20 protein-coding genes are annotated in these 21,734 nt (G+C 57.7%); 7 read left to right on the forward strand and 13 right to left on the reverse strand.

Going from position 1 to position 21,734, the window contains the following annotated elements; translation table 11 throughout:
* The first annotated feature begins 8 nt into the window (after positions 1–8).
* Together GOV89_RS15625 and dld are read left to right on the forward strand one after the other, a co-directional pair.
* The gene (locus GOV89_RS15625) at positions 9–1,160 is read left to right on the forward strand and encodes an alpha-hydroxy acid oxidase (RefSeq protein ID WP_171238558.1); all 1,152 of its coding nucleotides are present in this window, start codon (positions 9–11) and stop codon (positions 1,158–1,160) included.
* A 19-nt stretch (positions 1,161–1,179) separates the two neighbouring features.
* Positions 1,180–2,859 (forward strand): D-lactate dehydrogenase, encoded by a 1,680-nt coding sequence (gene dld, locus GOV89_RS15630; protein ID WP_171176027.1) that lies wholly within the window; start codon positions 1,180–1,182, stop codon positions 2,857–2,859.
* Positions 2,860–2,866: 7 nt separating this feature from the next.
* Here dld and GOV89_RS15635 read toward each other — a convergent pair whose 3' ends face one another.
* Together GOV89_RS15635 and gph are read right to left on the reverse strand one after the other, a co-directional pair.
* Positions 2,867–4,570, reverse strand: coding sequence for a SulP family inorganic anion transporter (locus tag GOV89_RS15635; RefSeq protein ID WP_171238559.1), 1,704 nt, complete (start codon positions 4,568–4,570; stop codon positions 2,867–2,869).
* 327 nt (positions 4,571–4,897) lie between these two features.
* A complete protein-coding gene (gph, locus tag GOV89_RS15640; protein ID WP_171176023.1) occupies positions 4,898–5,569 on the reverse strand; it encodes a phosphoglycolate phosphatase in 672 nt (223 codons plus the stop codon).
* Positions 5,570–5,775: 206 nt separating this feature from the next.
* Between gph and hemP the strand changes: the two genes are divergently transcribed.
* Together hemP and GOV89_RS15650 are read left to right on the forward strand one after the other, a co-directional pair.
* Complete coding sequence (gene hemP / locus GOV89_RS15645) at positions 5,776–5,943, forward strand: hemin uptake protein HemP (RefSeq protein WP_171176275.1); 168 nt, start codon at positions 5,776–5,778, stop codon at positions 5,941–5,943.
* Positions 5,940–6,416 (forward strand): hypothetical protein, encoded by a 477-nt coding sequence (locus GOV89_RS15650; protein ID WP_171238560.1) that lies wholly within the window; start codon positions 5,940–5,942, stop codon positions 6,414–6,416. Before hemP ends, GOV89_RS15650 begins: the two co-directional genes overlap by 4 nt.
* 50 nt (positions 6,417–6,466) lie before the next feature.
* Here the strand turns inward: GOV89_RS15650 and GOV89_RS15655 are convergent, their stop codons facing one another.
* From GOV89_RS15655 to GOV89_RS15690, 8 genes are all read right to left on the reverse strand, one after another.
* The gene (locus tag GOV89_RS15655; protein ID WP_171238561.1) at positions 6,467–9,532 is read right to left on the reverse strand and encodes an aminotransferase class III-fold pyridoxal phosphate-dependent enzyme; all 3,066 of its coding nucleotides are present in this window, start codon (positions 9,530–9,532) and stop codon (positions 6,467–6,469) included.
* 108 nt (positions 9,533–9,640) lie between these two features.
* Complete coding sequence (locus GOV89_RS15660) at positions 9,641–10,513, reverse strand: NAD(P)-dependent oxidoreductase (RefSeq protein WP_171176010.1); 873 nt, start codon at positions 10,511–10,513, stop codon at positions 9,641–9,643.
* A gap of 90 nt (positions 10,514–10,603) precedes the next feature.
* Entirely contained in the window at positions 10,604–10,993 is a 390-nt protein-coding gene (gene cueR, locus GOV89_RS15665) for a Cu(I)-responsive transcriptional regulator (protein WP_171238562.1), read from the reverse strand.
* Positions 10,990–13,458: a heavy metal translocating P-type ATPase gene (locus GOV89_RS15670; protein ID WP_171238563.1), complete on the reverse strand. Its 2,469-nt coding sequence runs from the start codon at positions 13,456–13,458 to the stop codon at positions 10,990–10,992. Before GOV89_RS15670 ends, cueR begins: the two co-directional genes overlap by 4 nt.
* Positions 13,459–13,536: 78 nt before the next feature.
* Complete coding sequence (locus GOV89_RS15675; protein ID WP_171238564.1) at positions 13,537–14,301, reverse strand: SDR family oxidoreductase; 765 nt, start codon at positions 14,299–14,301, stop codon at positions 13,537–13,539.
* On the reverse strand, positions 14,298–15,230 hold the full coding sequence (locus tag GOV89_RS15680; RefSeq protein WP_171238565.1) for an SDR family oxidoreductase: 933 nt from the start codon (positions 15,228–15,230) through the stop codon (positions 14,298–14,300). Before GOV89_RS15680 ends, GOV89_RS15675 begins: the two co-directional genes overlap by 4 nt.
* Positions 15,227–16,129: a bile acid:sodium symporter family protein gene (locus GOV89_RS15685; RefSeq protein WP_171238566.1), complete on the reverse strand. Its 903-nt coding sequence runs from the start codon at positions 16,127–16,129 to the stop codon at positions 15,227–15,229. Before GOV89_RS15685 ends, GOV89_RS15680 begins: the two co-directional genes overlap by 4 nt.
* A complete protein-coding gene (locus GOV89_RS15690; RefSeq protein WP_171238567.1) occupies positions 16,126–17,442 on the reverse strand; it encodes an NAD(P)/FAD-dependent oxidoreductase in 1,317 nt (438 codons plus the stop codon). The genes GOV89_RS15685 and GOV89_RS15690 overlap by 4 nt, the downstream gene beginning before the upstream one ends.
* Positions 17,443–17,507: 65 nt before the next feature.
* Between GOV89_RS15690 and GOV89_RS15695 the strand changes: the two genes are divergently transcribed.
* On the forward strand, positions 17,508–18,170 hold the full coding sequence (locus GOV89_RS15695; protein ID WP_171238568.1) for a TetR/AcrR family transcriptional regulator: 663 nt from the start codon (positions 17,508–17,510) through the stop codon (positions 18,168–18,170).
* Between the two features lie 7 nt (positions 18,171–18,177).
* Here the strand turns inward: GOV89_RS15695 and GOV89_RS15700 are convergent, their stop codons facing one another.
* Genes GOV89_RS15700 through GOV89_RS15710 form a run of 3 tightly spaced genes read right to left on the reverse strand, consistent with a single transcriptional unit; the run spans position 18,178 to position 19,482 of the window.
* Positions 18,178–18,336 carry a hypothetical protein gene (locus GOV89_RS15700; RefSeq protein ID WP_171238569.1) on the reverse strand — a complete coding sequence of 53 codons (159 nt, stop codon included), beginning with the start codon at positions 18,334–18,336 and terminating at the stop codon, positions 18,178–18,180.
* 49 nt (positions 18,337–18,385) lie between these two features.
* Complete coding sequence (locus GOV89_RS15705) at positions 18,386–19,006, reverse strand: pyridoxamine 5'-phosphate oxidase family protein (protein WP_171238570.1); 621 nt, start codon at positions 19,004–19,006, stop codon at positions 18,386–18,388.
* Positions 19,007–19,017: 11 nt separating this feature from the next.
* Positions 19,018–19,482 (reverse strand): nuclear transport factor 2 family protein, encoded by a 465-nt coding sequence (locus tag GOV89_RS15710; RefSeq protein ID WP_171238571.1) that lies wholly within the window; start codon positions 19,480–19,482, stop codon positions 19,018–19,020.
* A gap of 305 nt (positions 19,483–19,787) precedes the next feature.
* Here GOV89_RS15710 and GOV89_RS15715 point away from each other — a divergent pair, with 305 nt between their 5' ends.
* The gene (locus GOV89_RS15715; RefSeq protein WP_171238572.1) at positions 19,788–20,351 is read left to right on the forward strand and encodes a TetR/AcrR family transcriptional regulator; all 564 of its coding nucleotides are present in this window, start codon (positions 19,788–19,790) and stop codon (positions 20,349–20,351) included.
* 142 nt (positions 20,352–20,493) lie between these two features.
* Positions 20,494–21,651 (forward strand): acyl-CoA dehydrogenase family protein, encoded by a 1,158-nt coding sequence (locus tag GOV89_RS15720; RefSeq protein WP_171238573.1) that lies wholly within the window; start codon positions 20,494–20,496, stop codon positions 21,649–21,651.
* Positions 21,652–21,734: the final 83 nt, after the last annotated feature.

The raw sequence follows: 21,734 nt of genomic DNA on the forward strand, positions 1-21,734 counted from the left end.
CCTGCCTGATGCGTCTGAGCCAATGTCATAACTTCCACGACTTCCGGCGGCTGGCCCAACAGCGGCTGCCGGGGCCCATCTTCAACTATATCGACGGTGGAGCGGATGATGAGGTGACGTATCGGGAAAACACCAGCGCGTTTGACCGGTGTGATCTGTTGCCGTCGGTCCTGCGTGGGGTGTCCGATGTGGACATGTCGGTCACCGTGATGGGGCAAAAGCTGGATATGCCCATCTATTGCTCACCCACCGCCTTGCAGCGCCTGTTCCACCATCAAGGCGAGCGCGCGGTTGCGGCGGCGGCTGAGAAATACGGGACGATGTTCGGCGTATCCTCGCTGGGGACCGTGTCGTTGGAGGAGCTTCGGCAAAAACACAAGAACCCGCAGGTCTATCAGTTCTATTTCCACAAGGATCGCGGCCTGAACGCCGCTATGATGCAGCGCGCGAAAGAGGCGGGTGTCGAGGTCATGATGCTGACCGTCGACAGCATCACCGGCGGCAACCGTGAGCGTGATCTGCGCACCGGCTTCTCGATCCCATTCCGTCTGACGCTGGGCGGCATGATCCAGTTTGCAATCAAGCCGATGTGGGGGATCAACTATGTCACGCACGAGAAATTCCGCCTGCCGCAGCTGGAAGAACATGTCGATATGGGTGGAGGGGCCAGCTCGATCGGCGGCTACTTTACCGACATGCTCGATCCGTCGATGAACTGGGATGACGTGGCACAGATGGTGCGCGACTGGGATGGGCAGTTTTGCCTTAAGGGGATCATGACCGTCGAAGACGCCAAACGCGCGGCTGAAATCGGCTGCACCGGGATCATCTTGTCGAACCACGGGGGCCGCCAACTGGACGGCTCGCGTACGCCCTTCGACCAACTGGCCGAGATCGTCGATGCAGTTGGTGACAAGCTGGACGTGATGATGGACAGCGGCATTCAGCGCGGCACGCATGTGCTCAAAGCGTTGTCAATTGGGGCCAAAGCCGTGGGTGTTGGTCGTCACTACCTGTACCCGTTGGCTGCCGCAGGGCAGGCGGGGGTTGAGCGCGCCCTTGGCCTGATGCGGGCCGAGATCGAACGCGACATGAAACTCATGGGCGTCACCAGCGTTGACCAGTTGAGCCGCGAGAATATCCGTTTCCGCAACGCCTGAACCCAAGATGGGGGCCGAGATGACCAATGAAGAATTGATCAAGCACTTCCGCTCCGTCGTTGGATCGCGCCACGTCCTGACAGGCGAGCGCGCGACCGAGCGGTTTCGGCGTGGGTTCCGCTCGGGCGAGGGGGAGGCGCTGTGTGTCATTCAGCCTGGTACGCTGTCGGAACAGTGGAAGGTTCTGCAAGCTTGTGTTGCATCGGACAAGATCGTCATCATGCAGGCCGCCAACACCGGCCTGACAGAAGGATCGACACCGTCGGGCAGCTATGACCGCGATGTCGTTCTGATCAACACCCGCCGGATGGATACACTGGTCCCGTTGAACAATGGCGAGCAAATCGTCAGCTTTCCCGGTGCCACCCTGTTTGCTTTGGAAAAACTTCTGGCCCCGCTGGGGCGCGAGCCGCATTCGGTGATCGGTTCCTCGTGCATCGGTGCATCGATTGTGGGTGGGGTCTGCAATAACTCGGGCGGGTCTTTGGTCGAGCGTGGGCCCGTTTACACCGAACTGTCCGTGTACGCCCGGATATCCGAGCAGGGCGAGCTGGAACTGGTCAACCATCTGGGCATTGATCTGGGCGACACGCCCGAGGAAATTCTGGCAAGCCTTGACGCCGGTACTTTCGACCGCAACCCGGGGGCCACTAACAAACGGGCGTCAGCAAGTGACTACGCACAGATCGTGCGGGATGTGGACGCAGAAACGCCTGCACGTTTCAACGCAGACAAGGCCAAACTGTTCGAATCCGCTGGTTCTGCCGGAAAACTGGCGGTTTTTGCTGTTCGCCTTGATACCTTCCGGAAAAACGACGCGGAAAAAGTGTTCTATATTGGAACGAACAGCCCCGATGATCTGGCCGCTTTGCGCCGCCATATCCTGTCTAGGTTCAAGTCACTGCCTGTTTCGGCCGAATATATGCAGCGTGAAGTGTTCGACATCACCGCCAAATACGGCAAGGACACAGTTGTGATGATCGACAAACTGGGGACGGATCGCTTGCCGTTCTTCTTCGCGATGAAAGGCGCGGTTGATGCGCGGCTTCGGCGTATACCGCTCCTCGGCAATTTTACTGATCGTTTCATGCAAATGGCCGTAGCGCTTTGGCCGCGTGTTCTGCCCAAGCGGATGGTCGAGTTCCGCGACAAGTACGAACATCACCTGATCCTGAAGATGAAAGATGACGGGATCGCAGAGGCTGCTGCGTGGTTGCCGGATTTTCTGAAAGACCGTGAAGCTGGGTTCTTTGAATGCGATATGCGCGAGGCCAAGATTGCCGGCCTGCATCGTTTCGCAGCCGCCGGAGCCGCCGTGCGTTACATGGCGCTGCATAACTCGGATGTAGAAGATATTATTGCACTGGATGTCGCGCTGCGCCGCAACGATTACGACTGGCTGGAAAAACTTCCACCTGAGATCGAGGATAAGCTGGTGCACAAACTCTACTACGGCCACTTCATGTGCCACGTCATGCATCAGGATTACATCGTCAAAAAGGGCGCGGACCCCAAGGTGTTGAAGGCAGCGATGCTCAAACTGTTTGACGAACGGGGGGCAGAATACCCGGCTGAACACAACGTGGGTCACCTGTACAAGGCCAAGCCGGACCTGGCAGCGCATTACAAGTGCTGCGACCCGACCAATTCGTTCAACCCTGGTATCGGTAAGATGTCGAAGGCGAAATACTACAACTAAGCGGGCTTCACGACGCGGCCGAACGTTTGTCGAAGGCATCCAACAAACGGTTGCCCGTGTCAAAGAACGCGTCTTCGCCGATCAGATCGGTCACGCCATAGCGATCAAGCTCTGCTTTTACATCTGGTTCAACCAGCGTGAACACGAGGCGAATGCCGTTTTCATGCAGAAACTCGACCAAGCTGCGCAGGGCATAACCGGCGGTAAAATCGATCTCATCTATGGCCGATGCGTCGATGCAGAACCATTCAGGTTTCGCGTCCGAGCCTTGCACAATGGCCGTGGCTTCATTCGTAAAACGCTGTGTGTTTGCGTAATACATGCCGTGCGAGAACCGATAGATCACAAGGCCGGGTTCAAATTGATTGGGTGGTGTCAGGGCTTTTGAATGCCAGCCACCGTTTTCGGTTTTGACGATCGCGGCGTTCTTTGGGCGATACCCCCGGCGGGTGTGATCGATCAGAGAAAAGACCACGGCAAAGACAATGCCTTGTTCGACGCCCACAAGCACGACCACGGCGGCCGTTGCGGCGGCCACCCAGAACTCTGAGCGGGCTTGTTTGTAGATCGTGGTAAGACCACGCAGATCAATCAGCTTCAAACCAATCAGGAAGACAATGGCCGACAAGGCGGCACTTGGCAGATAAGCAAGCGGTTTGGTGAGAAACAGGATCACCACAAGGACAATGGCCACATTAGTCAATTGGGCCACCTGACTGCGCCCACCGGCGCTGGCGACCATTTCGGTTTTGGTGGGGCTACCGTTGACCACAAATGTGCCGGAAAATGCCGCGCCGAAATTTGCAAGGCCCAACCCGATCAGGTCTGTGTTCTCGCTGAACTTCTCATCGTACCGGGCAGCGTAGGCTCGTGAGGTCGCTGCGCTCTGTGCCAGAATAACCACGAAGATGGACAGTGCCGTGGGCAGGAGTTGTTTGAACAAAGTCCAACTCCAATCCACATTCGGTATCGAGAGTGACGGCAAGCCGCTTGGAACTGTCCCCAGAACAGCAATGCCGATTGTTTCGAAGGAAAAGGCCCAGCTGCAATAGATCACTCCTACGATTGCGATCAGGGGGCCGGGTATTCTTCGCGACAGCATTGTGGAGGCGACAACAACGCCAAGCACGGCGGCAGAGACAAACACAGTTGGCCAGCTGATATGAGCCAAGTTCAGGTATACGTCGTTCAGCCGCGCAAGCGTACCGTGTCCGCTGGCTTCGATCCCCAATAAACCGGGTATTTCGCCAGTGGCAACCTGAACGCCAACGCCGGTCAGAAAACCGACCAAAACGGTGCGCGACAGGAAGTCGGCCAGAAATCCAAGCCCGATGATCCGCGCAGCGATCAAAAGCACGGCCGCCATCAGCGCCAACAGGGACGCCAAAGCGAGGTATTCCGACGAACCCGAGACCGCCATGCCCGCCAGCGCCGAGGCTGTTATGGCCGCCGTTGCCGAATCGGCCCCGACCACAAGATGTCGCGACGACCCGAACAGGGCGAACAGCGCCATGGGAATCAGAATCGTATAGAGCCCCGTAATGACCGGCGTACCCGCGATTTTGGTATAGCCCATGACTTCGGGGATCGCGAGGCAGGCAAAGGTAAGCCCGGCAAGCATCTCGGTCGGAAGACGCGACCGGTCAAAAGGCAGCACGCCCTGCAGCACCGGTGACGGTGATGATTTTGGATTTCTGCCCGGGTTTTCCATGGGTTACCTTTTTACCCGATTTGTTCTGCGTGTGATCTTGGTTGCCAACAGAGCGTCGGGGCAAAATTTAAGCAAGGCATGATGGGCAAATCGAAAGGCTCCTGCTGGGTTTTTTAACAGGTTTTCAGGGAAAATAGCGCGACTACGGGAAACCCCCAATTTTGCGCGGCAACGATCAGGGGTAAACATGACCTACCGTACTTACCACACAAACACACGGTAATTACTTTCCCCGATGAGGGGCTGGTCACACCCCCTCGGCCGGCCCCTCTTAACTTTTTGGGAATGTGAAACAGATCTTGCCGCCCGCAGATTTGGTGGGCGAGTTCAGGACACGTGTTCGTTTTGGGCCAGCGTCGCCACATGAATGGGAAGGTCTGCAGCAGCCTCATAGGCGATGTCATGTGGAATGTTCTGCACGCGGGACTTTCGGTATCCTTCCGTGAACAGCAGAAACGGGATTTTCGCTCTGACGGCGGTTTCCGAGTCTACCTCGCTGTCTCCAACAAATACGCGGGGACCTTTTGCCTCAAGGGCATCGAAGCTTGCAAAAAGATGCTTGGGGTCCGGCTTTCTGGTCGGCAGACTGTCGCCACCAATCACCACATCGAAGAACCGCGACAGGTTCAGCGCTTCTAACACGTGGCGGGCAGGGGCTTCGGGCTTGTTTGTGCAGATGCCCAGAGCGCAACCCATCTGTCGTAACGCATCCAGCGATTCGGGGATGCCGGGGTAAGGAATGGTCGTTTCGCTGGCCGCTGCGTTGTAGTGCTTCAGGGTCAGTTGTGTCAGTTCCGCATGACGGTCCAGCGGCAGTTCGCAATGGTGGATCATGCGTTCGACTAGCTTGGGCAGGCCATTGCCAACGAATCCCTTGATGATGTCGATCGACAGCGGGTCATGCCCAACGTCATTCAATGTTCGATTGGCCGCTGCGGCCAGATCGCCAAGGCTGTCCACCAGCGTTCCATCGAGATCAAAAATAACTGTTGCGGTCATGCCCAGCGCGTCCTTTTCGTCTGACCGCAGACGTAACCCGCCCTCTTCAGGGGTGCAATCGCTTGTGTTAAAACGACACTTGACAATCCTTACTAAAATAATCAGATTAAGCTGCAGGAACAGAAAGCCAGCCCAGTCGGGGTCAGCCAGACTATATGAAACGCAACAGGTATGGCGCTAAGCCGACACGCTCTGGAGATGTCCTGATGAACATACAGAACCCGACCCCCACCCAAGGTTATCCTGTCTCGATGCTTCCCGCGCACAAGGCCGAGGAGCTGACAAAGGGCGGAAATCTTGCCCATATCGAACTTGGCGATCAGCTTTACACTTTGCGGATCACCCGCGCAGGCAAACTGATCCTGACGAAATGAGCATGCAATCCACACGCGGTGGCGCCACGGTTGGCCACCTTGCGGATCTTGGTCCGGTTGAAGCATGTGCGGTGATGTATCTGCGGATGTGGAGCGAGGGTGAGGGCGGTCGAACCGACGCAGCCAGTGATTTCCAGATCGCCTTGGGCGCAGAATGCGGAGAGGCCGCGATGCAGACGCTGGAAAGTGTGTGTTCCCTTTGTGCCGCCTATGGACGCCGCCCCCTAATCCGCCATGGGCTGAAATGCGCGTGCCTGGGCGCTGATGAGAATTGCTTCGCCCAGATGATCGCCGCAGCATCCGAGGGTGCGCGTGAAGATGCGATGATGTTGGCGTCTCTGATCGTGCGCCAGGATTTTGCGCCTGCGCTCGCATCGTTGTCAGAAGAGTTGGGTCTTGCCCTCAAGCGCATCACGGCTCGGTTCAGGATTCCGACAACCGGACACCATACCCCCTCGGCCGTTCTCCACTGATCCCCGGTTCAGGGCGGCTTAACCCCGGCATTGCGCCGGGGTTATCTTGTTCAGCAGCATCCACATCCTGCGTGGTGATGATCATGATCGCAAACCGGCGCAGGGGTGTAGTCGCCCACCTCAGACAGCACGTCCCGCAAGGCCCACAGGATCATGTCCACATCCTCGGCCTCGATGGTCAGCGGCGGGCGGATTTTCAGGATGTTGTCTTTGGGACCTTCGCTGCCGATCAGAATGCGATGATCGCGCATCCGGTTTTTGACATAGCTGCAAATCTCGGTTCCTTCTGACCCGTCAGTGTTGATCAGCTCAACACCCAGAAACAACCCCATGCCCCGCACGTCGCCAACACAGCCAAAGTCGTTTTCGATCTGACGCAGCCCGGTCATCAGACGGTCTCCCATGAGGCGGGCATTGTCTTGCAGACCTTCGTCGTCAACGATGTCCAGCACCTCCTTGCCGATCCGGCAGGACAGGGTCGAGCCGCCGAAGGTGGAAAAGAATTCAATCCCATTGTTGAAGCTGTCCGCAATTTCCCTGGTCGTCACCAACACGCCCAGAGGGTGCCCGTTGCCGATCGGTTTGCCCATGACAACAATGTCAGGCAGCGCGCCCTGGTGTTCAAAGCCAAAGTAGTACTCGCCCAGACGACCAAGACCTGTCTGCACCTCATCTGCGATGCAGACACCACCGGCGGCACGGATTTTCTCATAAACCGCAGGCAGATAGCCCTTGGGAGGAATGATCTGTCCTCCGACCGAAGGGAAGGTTTCCGCAATAAACCCTGCTACGCCTTGCCCGCGCGCGTTCAAGGCTGTGATTGCCGGGTCTAAAAGATCGGCAAATTTCTGGGCCCGATCCGCATCGTCTCGCTTGAACGAACCGCGGTAGTCATCCGCGACTTCGACCAGCTCAACCCAGTCGGCTTTGCCGATGCCACCAGGCTTGTTGAACTTATAAGCCGAGATCGCCACAGCCGCGTTTGTATTCCCGTGATAGCCGTGATCCGGCGTCACGATCCCTTTCGCTCCGGTATGGGCACGGGCCAGTCGCAGAGCCAGCTCATTGGCCTCGGTCCCGGAATTGACGAAGAAGCAGACCTCGAAATGATCTGGCAGTTTGGACAGGATCTTGTCGGCAAAAGCGGTTTGGGCCGGATGCAGATAACGGGTGTTCGAATTCATCCGCCTCAACTGATCCGCTGCCACGGCCTGAATACGCGGATGCGCATGGCCGACATGAGGAACGTTGTTATAGGCGTCCAGATAGGGGCGGCCCCATTCGTCGAACAGGTGGTGTTTCCACCCACGCACCAGCATGACCGGATCGTCATAGGTCAGAGACAGGTTACCGCCAAAATGATCGCGTCGCCCTTGCTGGATCGCCTGCTTGTCAGTGGGTTGGTAAAACACCTTGTCATCCGGCAGGTTCAGCAAGGCGGCGGGGTTCGGACAGACCGCGTGCCACAGCTCCATCTCGTCAGGATCGCCAACACCGGGCCAGTCCGCCTCCATACCATCGGTGGTCAGGGCCAGTTGGAAATGCACATGAGGTGCCCATCCGCCATTCTGGCTGGCATCGCCCAGCCGGGCAAACGCCGCCCCCTGTGCTACCGGATCGCCGGGTTTCAGCCTGTCACAGCATTCTGGATCCAGATGACCATAGAGCGTATAGAACGGATCACCTTCGGGCGTTTCGTGATGCAGGATGATCACCCCGCCATAGTCGAGGTGGCTGTCGCGTTTCTCGACGACCTCAACCCGCCCGCTCATGGGCGCGTGCAGCACCGTCCCGGCAGACGCAAACACATCCACGGCCAAATGCACTGTCCGCCGGTCCGAGGCTTTCCACGGGCCCTTGCGGAACCCCGGTTCGGCATAGATCAGGCGGGGCTCGTTGTAATAGCCCAGCCACAGATCTTGCCCATATTCCTCGCCGACCCGCGCGGCTTCGGCCAAAGGCATGTGGAACGGGTTCTGAGGCCAGACACAGTTTTCAACCGACAGCGAGCCCATGGGCGCATCGCTCAGATCCTGACCGAACATATCGGCAAACTGGCCACGATGATCCTTCAGATAGGCTTGGATGCGCTCAGCTCCGTCGACAACAGGCAGGCCGCACGCCGCGCGCAAGCGCGCCGCCATCAACCCGCCATTGACCGAGGCGTTCTCAAGGAACCGCCATGCGGGTGCCTGCGAGATGGTTACATAAGGGTCATCCGGGTTCTCGGCTGCCATCAGGGTCGAGTTGACGACCGACACGGCAAGCCGCATCCGCAGCAGCGGCCAGATCAAGTCTACTTCGTCGACGCTCAGCCGGTTGGCCGCGTGATAACCTTTCACCAACGCAGACAGCGCCCGTTCTGGTTTGGGATGGTCCAACACTATGTAAGCCCCGGCAATCGCCAGATCGCAGACTCGCGGCGCCGCGCACATGTCACCCAGATCGATCAGGCCCGAGATCCGCCGCCGTTCACTCAATTCCCCTTCGACCAGAATGTTATAGTCATTGGCATCATTGTGGATGGCTTGTTTTGGCAGATCCGCAAGGGTGCCGGAGATCGCAGCAAACCCGCCGCAGATTTCCTTTAGCAAGGCTTGTCGCGAAGGACCAGAAATCGCGTCCAGCTTACCCGCAATCCAATCCGCCTGCATCAAGTCCCATTTGAAATCGGCCCGATGCAGCCCCTCATGCTGGAAACCTTCCAGGGCCCGATCGGTTGCTCCCAGCACGCGCCCAAGTTTCAGGATCAATTCTTCGGATTTTGGTGCCGCCTTTGCGTAGCATCGCCCGGGCAGGCATTCCAGCAACCATGCCAGCCTAGGCTGAGCCTCAGAGTCTGTAATCTCGGGTAACACATCGCCGTTCAAATCGGGGAACACTTTGGGAAAAGGCAAACCCGGTGCTTCCGATGCAATATGGGCCAGTGCCTGTATCTGCAGGTCCACCAAACCGGCTTCGCAACCTGCTCGCATGACCTTCAGAACATAGTCCTGCCCATTGGTGGCCTGCACCAGAAAGTTTAGGTCGTATTCGCCATCCAACCGCTTCAAACGCGCGTCCAGCCCCCAGTGCTGCCGCAATGCATCCGCCCAGAACTTCACCAATTCGCTCATGTCGCTCTCCGCCCCGGTGCACCCGGGATCCTCTTCATCTGGCTAAAAATACCTTCGGGGGTGAATTGGCCCAACGGGCCAAGAGGGGGCAGACAGCCCCCTGAACCCTCAGTCCAACGCGCGCAAGCGCTTGAACAGAGACGACGTATCCCACCGCCCACCGCCGAGTTTTTGAACGTCCTTGTAAAACTGGTCGACCAATGCGGTCACGGGCAGTGATGCACCATTGACGTTGGCTTCATCCATACAAATACCCAAATCCTTGCGCATCCAATCCACGGCAAACCCGTGTTCGAAATGATCGTCCAACATCGTCTCGTGACGGTTCACCATCTGCCAGCTTCCAGCCGCGCCCTGGCTGATTACCTCTACCACGGATCGCCCGTCCAACCCTGCTTTCTCGGCAAAATGCAGCGCCTCGCTGAGGGCCTGAACCAAACCGGCAATCGCGATCTGGTTACACATCTTGGTCAATTGGCCCGCGCCGCTGTCGCCAATGCGGCGGCAAATCTTGGAATAGACCTCCATCAGCGGTTCGGCCGCATCGTATGCGGCCTGATCACCACCGCACATGATGGACAGAACACCGTTTTCAGCCCCGGCCTGACCGCCCGAGATCGGCGCGTCGACAAAGGCGACCCCCTGCGCGGCGCCGGCCTTGCAAAGCTCACGCGTGACATCTGCCGAGACCGTTGTGTGATCGACGAAGATGGCTCCGTCGGACATGCCGTGAAACGCACCGTCCTCGCCTGAGCAGACCATGCGCAGATCGTTATCATTGCCCACGCAGGCCATGACAAATTCCGCGCCCAGGACGGCGTCTTTCGGAGTAGCCGCCATGGCCCCGCCATACTGGGCCACCCAGGCTTCGGCCTTGGCTGTGGTGCGGTTGTAGACGGTAACGTCATGACCTGCGGCTTTCAGATGTCCGGCCATGGGATAGCCCATGACACCAAGGCCAAGGAACGCGACTTTTGCCATTTTGTGATCCTCTCCACTGTTCGACCATGGTCTCAGGCCGAAATCTTTGGCGAAGACAAAGCAAAGCTGCGCCCAAAGGGCAACCCCGTGTCAGCCTTTCCCTCCCAGATCTTTCAGGATCGGGCAATCAGGGCGGTCATCTCCGGCGCACGCATCGATGAGATGGCTAAGCGTATCGCGCATCGCGTTCAGGTCCGCGATCTTGGCCTCGATCTGCGCCAGATGATCCCGCGCGACCCGTTTCACATCGGCGCTTGCGCGGGTTTCATCCTCATACAACGCCAACAGGGTACGGCAATCTTCGATGGTGAACCCAAGCGCACGGGCGCGGCCCAGAAAGTTCAGCTTGTGCACGTCCTGATCGCGAAAACGGCGATACCCGTTGTCGTCGCGCAGAGGCTTGATCAAGTCGATATCCTCATAATAGCGGATCGTCTTGGCGGGCAGACCTGTGCGTGCAGATACGTCTCCGATATTCATGGGTGCACCTCGTTGGCGGCCAAGGTCGGGGTTTCCGACACTCTGGTGCGAACGCGACGCAGACGCAAAGCATTTGAGACCACAAAAACACTCGACAAAGCCATCGCGCCTGCTGCCAAAGCAGGCGACAACAGATGACCGCCAAACGGATACAGTGCGCCAGCCGCCACCGGGATCAGCAGGACATTGTAACCAAACGCCCATCCGAGGTTCTGGCGAATGTTTCGCATTGTGCGACGGCTGATCTCGGTCGCGTTTGCAACGCCACGCAAATCACCCGACATCAGCACAACGTCCGCCGTTTCGATCGCCACATCCGTACCTGTCCCAATGGCGATGCCGATATCCGCAGATGCAAGCGCCGGGGCATCGTTGATCCCATCGCCAACAAAAGCCAGCGTTCCGAAACTACCCCGCAAAGCCGTGATCGCATCTACTTTACCGTCCGGCAACACCTCGGCAGTGACGTGATCGATCCCCAACCGATCAGCCAACGCCTGTGCCGTCCGCGCGTTGTCTCCGGTGACCATGGCCACAGTCAGCCCCATCTGGTGCAACCTCTGCAGCGCTTCTTCGGTGCCGGACTTAATCGGGTCGGACACAGAAATCGTCGCAGCGGCCTGCCCATCTAAGGCAACGAATAGCGGCGTTGCCCCTTCAGAGGCGCGCTCTTCGGCCTCGTCCGCCAAGCGGCCAAGTTCAATCCCCCGGTTTTTCATCAGCCTGTACGACCCGACCAAAACTTCCTGACCTTCAACGAGGCCCTGTACACCCAGTCCGGTGATTGATTGGACATTCGACGCCCTGGGCAGAGCAGAAGGACCGGCCCGAGTGATGGCCGATGCAATTGGATGCTCTGACTGTGCTTCGAGGGATGCAGCTAGTCGCACAACCTCATCCCTGTCAAACCCGTTCGCCGTCATCACGCTATCCAACTCGGGACGGCCGAGCGTCAGTGTCCCGGTTTTGTCCAGCGCGATAATGCGTGCTTGTTGAAGCTGCTGTAACGCGTCGCCTTTGCGGAACAATACCCCCAGTTCTGCTGCGCGCCCCGTGCCCACCATGATAGAAGTGGGCGTCGCCAGCCCCATCGCACAGGGGCAGGCAATGATCAGCACCGAAACACCTGCCACAAGCGCGAGCGGCAAGGCGGGGCTGGGACCGATAATCAGCCAGATTAGGACGGTGATTACAGCAACGAGAATGACGGCGGGGACGAAGCGATAGGTGATCTGGTCGACCAGCCCTTGAATGGGCAATTTGGCCCCCTGTGCCTGCTGCACCATGCGGATGACCTGAGCCAGAACCGTGTCGTCCCCAACGCGCGCGGCGCGTACCCGCAAGGCTCCGGTCCCGTTCACCGTGCCGCCAACAACAGCGGCCCCTTGCGATTTTCCGACCGGCACAGGCTCGCCAGTGATCATGCTTTCGTCGACGTAAGATGTGCCCTCAAGCACTTCGGCATCTACTGGCAGGCGCTCGCCCGGACGAACGCGCAAAATGTCTCCGACAACTATTTCAGCAATCGGACGGTCCTCTGTTCGGCCATCCACTTCGACCCTTGCGGTTTTGGGCTGCAAGCCTACCAGCTTCCGGATTGCGGCCCCGGTTCTGCCTTTGGCGCGCGCCTCCATAAGCCGACCCAGAAGGATCAGAACAACGATGACTGCTGCAGCTTCGAAATAGACATTGGCGGTGCCTTGCGGCAGCACATTTGGGGTGAATGTGGCCACCACGGAATAGAGATAGGCCGCCCCGGTCCCCAACGCGACAAGCGCGTTCATATCCGGCGTGCCGTGTAGCAGGGATGGGATGCCCTTGCGGTAAAACACTCGTCCCGGACCGATCAACAGGGCCGAGGTCAGAGCAAACTGGATAAGCTGACTGGTCTGCACACCGACGGTGGCGTGTACCCAATGATGGAATGCGGGGATCATGTGCCCACCCATCTCAAGAACAAACACGGGCAGCGCGAGGACGGCGGCAAGCATCGTGGTGCGGCTCAGATTGCGAATTTCGTCATCTTCGCGGCTTTCAGGTTCCTGGGCGTTTTGAAGGCGCGCAGGGTATCCGATTCCGGTGACTACCTGTGCTAACTGCTCTGGCGTGGTTGTCCCCGCCGCGTATGTCACTTTGGCGGTTTGAGTTGCGAGATTTACCTGAGCGTCTATTACACCCGGGTTGGCTACTAGCGCGCGTTCGATCTTGGCCACGCACGAGGCGCAATTCATCCCGTCGACACTCAGATCTACGCAATTGGTTTCAGCAGGATACCCTGCCGCATCCAGCGCCGTAGTCAGAGCCGTAACCGGCCCGTCAAACGCCACTTGCGCTGATTTGGTTGCAAAGTTGACCGAAGCCGCATCGACACCTGGCACATCGCGCAGGGCCGCTTCGACACGGCCCACACAGGACGCGCAGCCCATGCCGGTGATTTTGAGCTCTTTGAGTGTTTCATGTGCCATGCGACTCGTTCCGCAGCTTACCTTGCCCTTCAAATGGGGTTTCCAGTCACGGGAAGGTCAAGGGGTCATGGCAAAAATCTATTCTGCTGGCCCGCGTATATTGCGCTCCATCATGCGTTGATACAGGCGCGGTGAGAGGCTGTTCAGCCACCAAGACAAACGCGCCACACGTCCAACCGGAATCATCGGCTGCGATTTGTCTAATCCTCGCAGGATTGCTTTGGCGGCGGCCTCAGGGCTCATCTCATCCATACCATCCTTTGCCGATCCGGGTCTTGCCGTTCCATCGGCCTGCTCTTGTGCGTTGCCCGGGTTGGTGGCCACGAAAGACGGTGCCGCGATCTGAACCCGAACACCATGAGGTGCTTCTTCGGAGCGGAGCGATTTGAAAAACCCCTCAAGCGCGTGTTTCGATGCAGCATAGGCCGTCCGGTGATAGAGCGGTGCAAACCCTGCCACGGACGAAATCGCCAAATGCGATCCCTTTGATGTCCGGACTGGTTGCAGAAACGCGCGGGCCATTTCAACGGCTGCAAAGTAGTTAATGTCGAACACCATTCGGTGGCTGGCGGCGTCGGACTGATCAAACCCCCGAATTTGCGTGACCCCGGCGTTGTAGATGACCAGATCAGTACTTTCGCTGGATTCGATCACCCTTTGGGTTGCGTCAGCAAGCTGCTCGGGGTCTGTCAGATCGCAAGCGATTGGCAACTGGTTTGGCCTGGTGTCCAAGCCTGAGACGTCAAGGTCCAGCAACACGACCCGCCAACCGCGGGCTTGCAGGGCATGGCTCAGGGCTTGCCCCAAACCACCTGCTCCACCTGATATGACAGCTGTCTTCATAGCCCGGCCTGCTTTTGCCAGAACGCGAACACCTCGGCGCTGGTTTTTTCGGGTGTATATCCGAATTCTGATTTGAGGGCGGAATTGTCCAAAACAGGTCGATATTGCAGAAACCGTACCTGTTCCGGCCCATAGCGAGACAAGCCAAGCGGGCGTGCCACGGATAAAGCCGCCTTCAGTGCCCAAGCAGGAAGACGCAGAACCGATTTCCCCATGGCATCGGCCAGATCGGTGACACCCATCGCTCCGTCCCCGGCGACGTTATAAACGCCGGGTGGCCCGTCTGTCGCTGCGCGCCGCAGGATACGGGCCAGATCGTGCGTCCAGATAAACACAAACGGGCTTTCGCTGCCGGCCACAGCCAGCAGGCGCGGCTTGTGAAACAGGGCGGTGATCTGGTTTTCAGTGCCAGCCCCCAGCACCGTCCCCACGCGCAGAACGACCTGTTCAAGATCAGGGGCAGCGCTTCGGGCTTCCGCCAACAATTCCTCGACCTGTCTCTTGTGGTCGGAATAAGGGAATTCCGGATTGCCCCGCAGCGGGTCACGCTCGCGCAGTGGAATGCGGTTGTCTGCGTGATACCCATACGCAGCCCCCGATGATGTGACCACCAGTCTGCGTACGCCGTTGGCAATCGCCGCATTCACCACCGTGCGTGTTCCTTCGACGTCAACAGCGTATGCTGCGGCGCGTCCCATCTTGGGCGTGGGCGTCACGATTGAGGCCAGATGCACGATGACATCCGGCTTCACCTTGGTGATCACGCGGGCAGGGGCGTCGCTTGTCACGTCCATGGGCAGGAAGGCGACGTATTCCGGCAAAGACTCCGGGCGTCTTAGGTCGGTGGCAAAGACCTCATGCCCCTCAAGCTCCGGCAACAGTGCTTGCCCGACCATACCGGCTGCGCCTGTGATCAGAATACGGGTCATCGCGCGGCCTCGGTTCGGGCCATGACCGACGCAAGCGCAATGCCCGATATCGCGTGCCAGATGCCCCAGAACGCGGCCACAACCGCCATGCCGCCCAGCCCGTGGAAAAAAGCGAAGATCAAGACCAGTCCAAGCCCTGAATTCTGAATGCCGGTCTCTATGGTGATTGCGCGACGATCAAAGGGGGATAGCCGGGTCAGAGTGGCCACGACCCAACCGCCCCCCAGCGCCAGGGCGTTGTGAAGGATCACAAGCCCGGCAACCGCCCCGGCAAAGCTGAGGAAGAATCCCCAGTTGGCGGCCAGGGCAAGCAGGATGAAGGCCGCGAAGATACCCATCGACAGGTATTGCAACGGCGCCCGCAGACGGGCGGTCAGGGCTGGTCGACGCTGATTCAACGCAATACCCAGAACCAGGGGCAGGATCAGCATCAAGCCGACGAGAATGGCGATTTGCACCGGATCGATCTGGGTCTGCTGCAGGATCGCTCGGGTTGGTGGATACAGCCCGCCCCAAAGCGCGATGTTGAAAGGCGTCATGAAGATTGCGCCAATAGTGGCAAACGCTGTCATCGACACAGACAGAGCTGCATTGCCGCCCGCGCGATGCGTTATGAAGTTCGAGATGTTGCCTCCGGGACAAGCCGCAACAAGGATCAGCCCTAACGCGATGGATGCACGTGGCTCTGTGATCCACACCAGCGCAAAGGTCAGTGCGGGCAGGACCACGAACTGAGACAACAGCCCGACAATCACCGGTTTCGGCGCGCGTCTCAGGCGATCAAAATCCCGCGGCGTCAGGTCGATCGCGATCGAGAACATCACAATCGCCAGAATGGCGTTCAGCAACGTCAGCGACGCCGGGCTGAAATTCAGCGTGACTTCGTCAATACCACTCATGCGGCGGCTTTCCGCAGCCGGTCGATCCAGCCAGTGACGGCCTTTCTATATGTGGCCTTGTCCACGTAATAAGCCATGCGGGGCAGATCGATATAGTTCATGCCTCCGGTGGCGCGCGTGTAGTCTTTTTGTTTTTCGGTTTTCAGATCGGCCGCCGCCGGGCAACCGCATTGAAGACCCTTGATATAGCGCGCCACCATCTCGGCCTGTTCGTGCCTCCCCTGCCAGCCAAGACCCGTGGCCTCGACCATGCCCAGCACAAACAGATCGTCGCGTTCGGGGTGTATGGTGTTCAGGAAAAGATGCGGGGCATCGCCCTGCCAGTTCAGCAGGTCCTTATCGATGAAAGGATAGTGCAGCTTGTATCCGGTTGCGGCGAGGATCATGTCGTAGTCTTCGCTGGTGCCGTCCTTGAAGTGAACGGTGTGACCCTCAAGCCGGTCGATATCGGGGCGAATGCGCAGATCGCCGTGGCCTGCGTGATACAGGACCAGTGAATTTACCACCGGATGGCTTTCGTAAAGCTGATAATCGGGTTTGGGAAAGCCGTATTTCTGCGGATTTCCGACGAACCAGCCGAGGATCAGACTGTCGACCTTTCGCTTTAACCACATGGGCAGGCGGATCTTGCCACCCATCGTGTCAGCAGGTTTGCCAAAGACATATTTCGGGACGAAATAGTATCCGCGCCGCATCGACAGGTCGCAGCGTTTTGCATGATGGATCGCGTCCACTGCAATGTCGCAACCGGAGTTGCCTGCACCCACAACCAATACGCGCTTGCCGTCGAATTGACTGGGATACCGGTATTGAGAGGCATGGATCAATTCGCCGTCGAAGGTTCCGGGGAATTCTGGCATGTTCGGTTCCGACAGGGTGCCGTTTGCTATCATAACCCCTGCGAAGTCGGCCTGATGGTCACCTTCGGCATCCCTCCAAGACACGCGCCAACCGTCTCCCGAGTTGCCCAGCGGCGTGATCTGGGTGACTTCGGCATTGAACCTATAGTTCTCACGCAACCCGAAATGATCTGCAAAAGCACGGAAATAGTCGCGCATCGCCCAGTGAGAAGGGTACTCGGCCACAGCCTCATCCATCGGGAAGTCTTCGAACTCGGTCATGCGCTTGGACGAGATCAGATGCGCTGTCTCATACATGGTTGATCTGGGGGCATCGATGTCCCACAGACCGCCCACATCCGAATGCAGCTCGAACCCTTGAAATGCGATGCCTTGTTCTTTCAGCACCTTGGCCGCGGCCAATCCCATCGGTCCCGCCCCGATCAGGGCGAATGCGTCGCGCGTTTCTTCCATGAACCCTCCCAAAGTTCGTGAGGCTTAACTTGAACGAACGACCAAAATAAGGCAAGATGAAATTCATGACTCTAAAAAACACTGAAAAACCAAGGCAAAGAGCACCGTCCAAGCGGTCTTTGGAGACCCGGGCGCGGATCATGGATGCAGCGGAATTGGTCTTTGCCGAACGGGGATTCGAAGGCGCCTCGATCCGCGATATTGCCGCTTTGGCGGGTGTGCAGATCGGCCTAGTGCACCATCACGGCGGTGGAAAAGAAGAACTTTTCTATCGCACCGTCGCCCGCCGCGCGGATGAACTGGCGCAGTTACGGGTCGAGACGCTGAACAAAGCTAGGGCCGAGGGGTCGCTGACATTGCACAGCATTCTGGACAGCTTTATCCGCCCTTATGTGGAGCTGGCTGAAACAGGTGGTCCGGGCTGGATGGCCTATGGCCGGCTAGTGGCGCATGTGTCCGTCGATCCAAGGTGGAGCGACATTGCGGCTGAGTGTTTCGATCCGACGGCCCAGCATTTTATCGCAGAGATTGCTACGCTTTACCCCGATGTTGATCCGGCAGTGTTGGCCAGTGGTCAGGTGTATTCGGTTTCAGCCATGTTGGCGCATCTCAACAGCGGCTGGCGCGTTAGGGCGCTGTCGCAAGGTGGTGATCAGCCTGACATAGAGCCCTTGGTCGAGTTTTGCGCCGCAGGTATTGCAGCAATTGTCAAAGCCGGTCGGGGCTGATCGCCTTTCACTCCTGCTTCAGGTGATCAAATAGCATTGTGCTGAACACGGAAGGAGACGTGCGCACAGCGCTGGGTGAGGCGAAAAACCCAAGCATCAGGATCAGCAATATCAGGGCCGCCGCTGCAAGACACGCCGCCGAGAGTTGAAAGACTGAACGAACCATTGCGCAAATTCCTTTCCTGAATATCGAATTTCTTTGAAAGTCCGGCGGGTTAGTCTGACTTGGCCAGTTGTTGCTTCAGCCGTTCATTCTCTGCCTGCAACTGGGCCAGCTGTTGTCCAAGCGTGTTCAGATGGGGGCGCAGCTCGGCTTCGGTGAAGCGAGGGGTAATGTGACGCGGGCAGTTCCAGTCCAGTGCCTCGACACGGATGATCACGGCCCGTTCCGCCGGGGCCTCGGCCCCTTCGGGATACAAACTGGCTGCGGCTGCTTCGCCTTCGGTAAATTCGACACGCCCCAGGATCTTCAGGCGGCGTTGGTTGGCGTAATCCATCAGGATCATCGCGATACGATCATTCCCATCTAGGTTCCCGCGCGAGATATATTGCTTGTTGCCGGAAAAATCCGCATAGCCGATGGTCTGCGGCCCCAGCACTTTCAAAAACCCCACAGGACCACCGCGATACTGCACATAGGGCCAGCCGGTTTCGGACACAGTGGATTGATAGAACCCATCCCGTGTCTGAATGAACTCTTTTTCGGGCTCGCCGATCAAGTGGCCCTGCTGTGGTCCACTTTCGATGAACTTGGCATAGGTTTTTGCCGATCCCATCCGCTCTTGATGGGCGCGGACGGCAGGGGTGAAGGCACGTTGGGAAAAGGCACGGGGCATGGTAAGTCCTTTCAAAGACCCAAATCTGACAGTCCGGGATGATCTTCGGGGCGTTCGCCTTGCGGCCAGTGAAACAGACGGTCCTCTTCGGTGATCGGCAGATCGTTCAATGAGGCGTGGCGATGCGACATGCGCCCGTCTTCGGCAAATTCCCAGTTCTCGTTACCATAAGAGCGGAACCACTGGCCGCTGTCGTCTCGCCATTCATAAGCATAGCGCACTGCAATGCGATTTCCGGAAAAGGCCCAGAGTTCCTTGATCAGGCGATAGTCCAGTTCCTTCCGCCATTTGCGCGTCAAGAAGGCGTGGATGTCGGCATGGCCAGTCAAAAACTCGGCCCGGTTTCGCCAATGACTGTCCTCGGTGTAGGCGGGCGTCACCCGGTCGGGGTCGCGACTGTTCCAGGCGTTTTCCGCCATCCGCACTTTCTGAGTCGCGGTTTCAAGCGTGAAAGGGGGCTGAGGGGGGCGAGACATAAGGCAAGAGCTTTCAGGCAAGTGATGCGGCCAGAAGGGCCATGGTCAGAAGGAACGGAACGTACTGAGATGGAAAAATGCTGGCGCGACGTTTCATCGGTCAAATCCTCTGGTGTACTGATCGGTTAACTTTCGACCTCAAAGTGTACCGATCTGTTAACTTTTGCAAGGGCAATCTTCAAAAAATTTCGGTTTGAGACTGTTGAAGTCAATAAAGTCTTATAAAATCAGGAGCTTGATTTGATGTTATTGCACTTTGCGTTTTGGGTTAATATGTACAGAACGGTACACTATGGAGCCGAATCATGCGCCCAAACAAACGGGACGAACTGGTGAGTAAGGCCCTGAAGGTCTTTTACCGCGATGGATTTCACGCGACCGGCATGGACAAGCTGGTGGTGGAAACGGGCGTGTCCAAAACATCGATGTACAAGCACTTCCGCACCAAGGAAGAACTGATCCTTGCGGCACTACGTCTGCGGGACGAAAACTTTCGCGATTGGTTCTTGAAACGCATCGATGAGATGGCAGAGACTCCGGCCGAGCAAATCCTTGTCAGTTTTGACGCTTTGAAAGAATGGTTCGAAGAAGATGAGTTCCGGGGGTGCATGTTCATCAAGGCAGGCGCTGAATTCCAGGACCCGGATCACCCGATCCATGTGCAGGCTGCCGAGCACAAGCAATTCCTGCTGGACCATTTCACTTCGGTTGCTGAACAGGCCGGTGCTCAGGATCCGCAGAAACTGGCCTGCCAGATTGTACTTTTGCAAGAGGGAGCCATTGTCTCTGCCGTTCTGCTTCACCACTGTGATCCTGCGCGGGACGCCAAGGATGCGGCGAAAAAACTGCTGGCCTCGGCACTGAACTAAACCTGCTCAGCTAAACTTTTTCTGCTTGGATTGTCGGGCAATGAACGTTTCGTTGTTCCACTTCAGGACGCGGCGTCACACGCATTGGCGTGAATCGGACTGAGCGCTAGGCTTTAACAAAAGACTGTCTGGAGAGCGTTCGATGCCACTTTTCACTTCAACCGCAGCTTGGGTCACCGATGAACACCGCATGTTTGCCGAGATGGCGGGCCGGTTCATGGATGACGAACTGACGCCGAATATCGAAACCTGGGTCGAAAACGGTGTGGTGGATCGCGACTTTTGGCGTAAGGCGGGTGAAACCGGACTTATGGCGGGAGCAATCCCCGAAGAGTATGGTGGTGTCGGCGGCGGCATGGGGTTCGATGCAATCACTGCCTACGAACAGGGCGCGCGTGGCGATGCCGGTTGGGGCTATGGCATTCAGTCGATTGTGACGCATTACCTCACCGCTTATGGCAACGAAGATCAAAAACAGAAATGGCTGCCTAAACTTGCCTCGGGCGAGATGGTTGGCGCGCTGGCGATGACGGAACCTAGCACCGGGTCAGACGTGCAGGCGGTGCGGACGACGGCTGAAAAAGACGGAAACTCTTATCGTTTGAACGGCTCGAAAATCTTCATCACGAATGGGCAGTCAGCTGACCTGATTATTGTGGCGACCAAGACAGACAAATCCGAAGGCGCGCGTGGTGTGTCTTTGATCGTGGTTGAAACCGAAGGGGCCGATGGCTTCCGCCGGGGGCGCAACCTTAAAAAACTGGGAATGAAGGGCAACGACACGGCCGAGTTGTTCTTTGAAGATGTCAAAGTGCCAATGACGAACCTGCTGGGAGCTGAGGAAGGGCAGGGCTTCTATCAGCTTATGAAACAACTGCCGTGGGAGCGGCTGAACATCGCGATCATGGCGCTGGGCGCTATTGATTTCGCTATCGCTGAAACGGTGAAATACGTTCAGGAACGCAAGGCTTTTGGGCAACGGGTGATGGACTTCCAAAACACCCGGTTCAAGCTGGCCGAATGCAAGACCAAAGCCGAGGTTCTGCGCAGCTTCATCAACGACTGTATCGGAAAGCTGGAAGCTGGAGAGCTGGACGCGGCCACCGCCTCGATGGCCAAATATTGGGGATCTGAGGTGCAGAACGAGATCATGCATGAATGTCTGCAGCTGTTCGGCGGCTATGGCTTCATGATGGAATATCCGATTGCACGTCTTTATGCGGATGCGCGCGTGCAGATGATCTACGGCGGCACCAATGAGGTGATGAAAGAGTTGATCGCACGCTCGATCGACGTTTGACGGTTTCCAAGGGGCTTACCTCCGTCGTCATCATTCCTGCCGGAATACCTTCTTCGGTTGGGCCTGCCAGACCCCGGAAAAGC

The sequence above is a fragment of the Ruegeria sp. HKCCA5763 genome (assembly GCF_013034545.1).
In the GTDB taxonomy this organism is placed as follows: Bacteria; Pseudomonadota; Alphaproteobacteria; order Rhodobacterales; family Rhodobacteraceae; genus Ruegeria.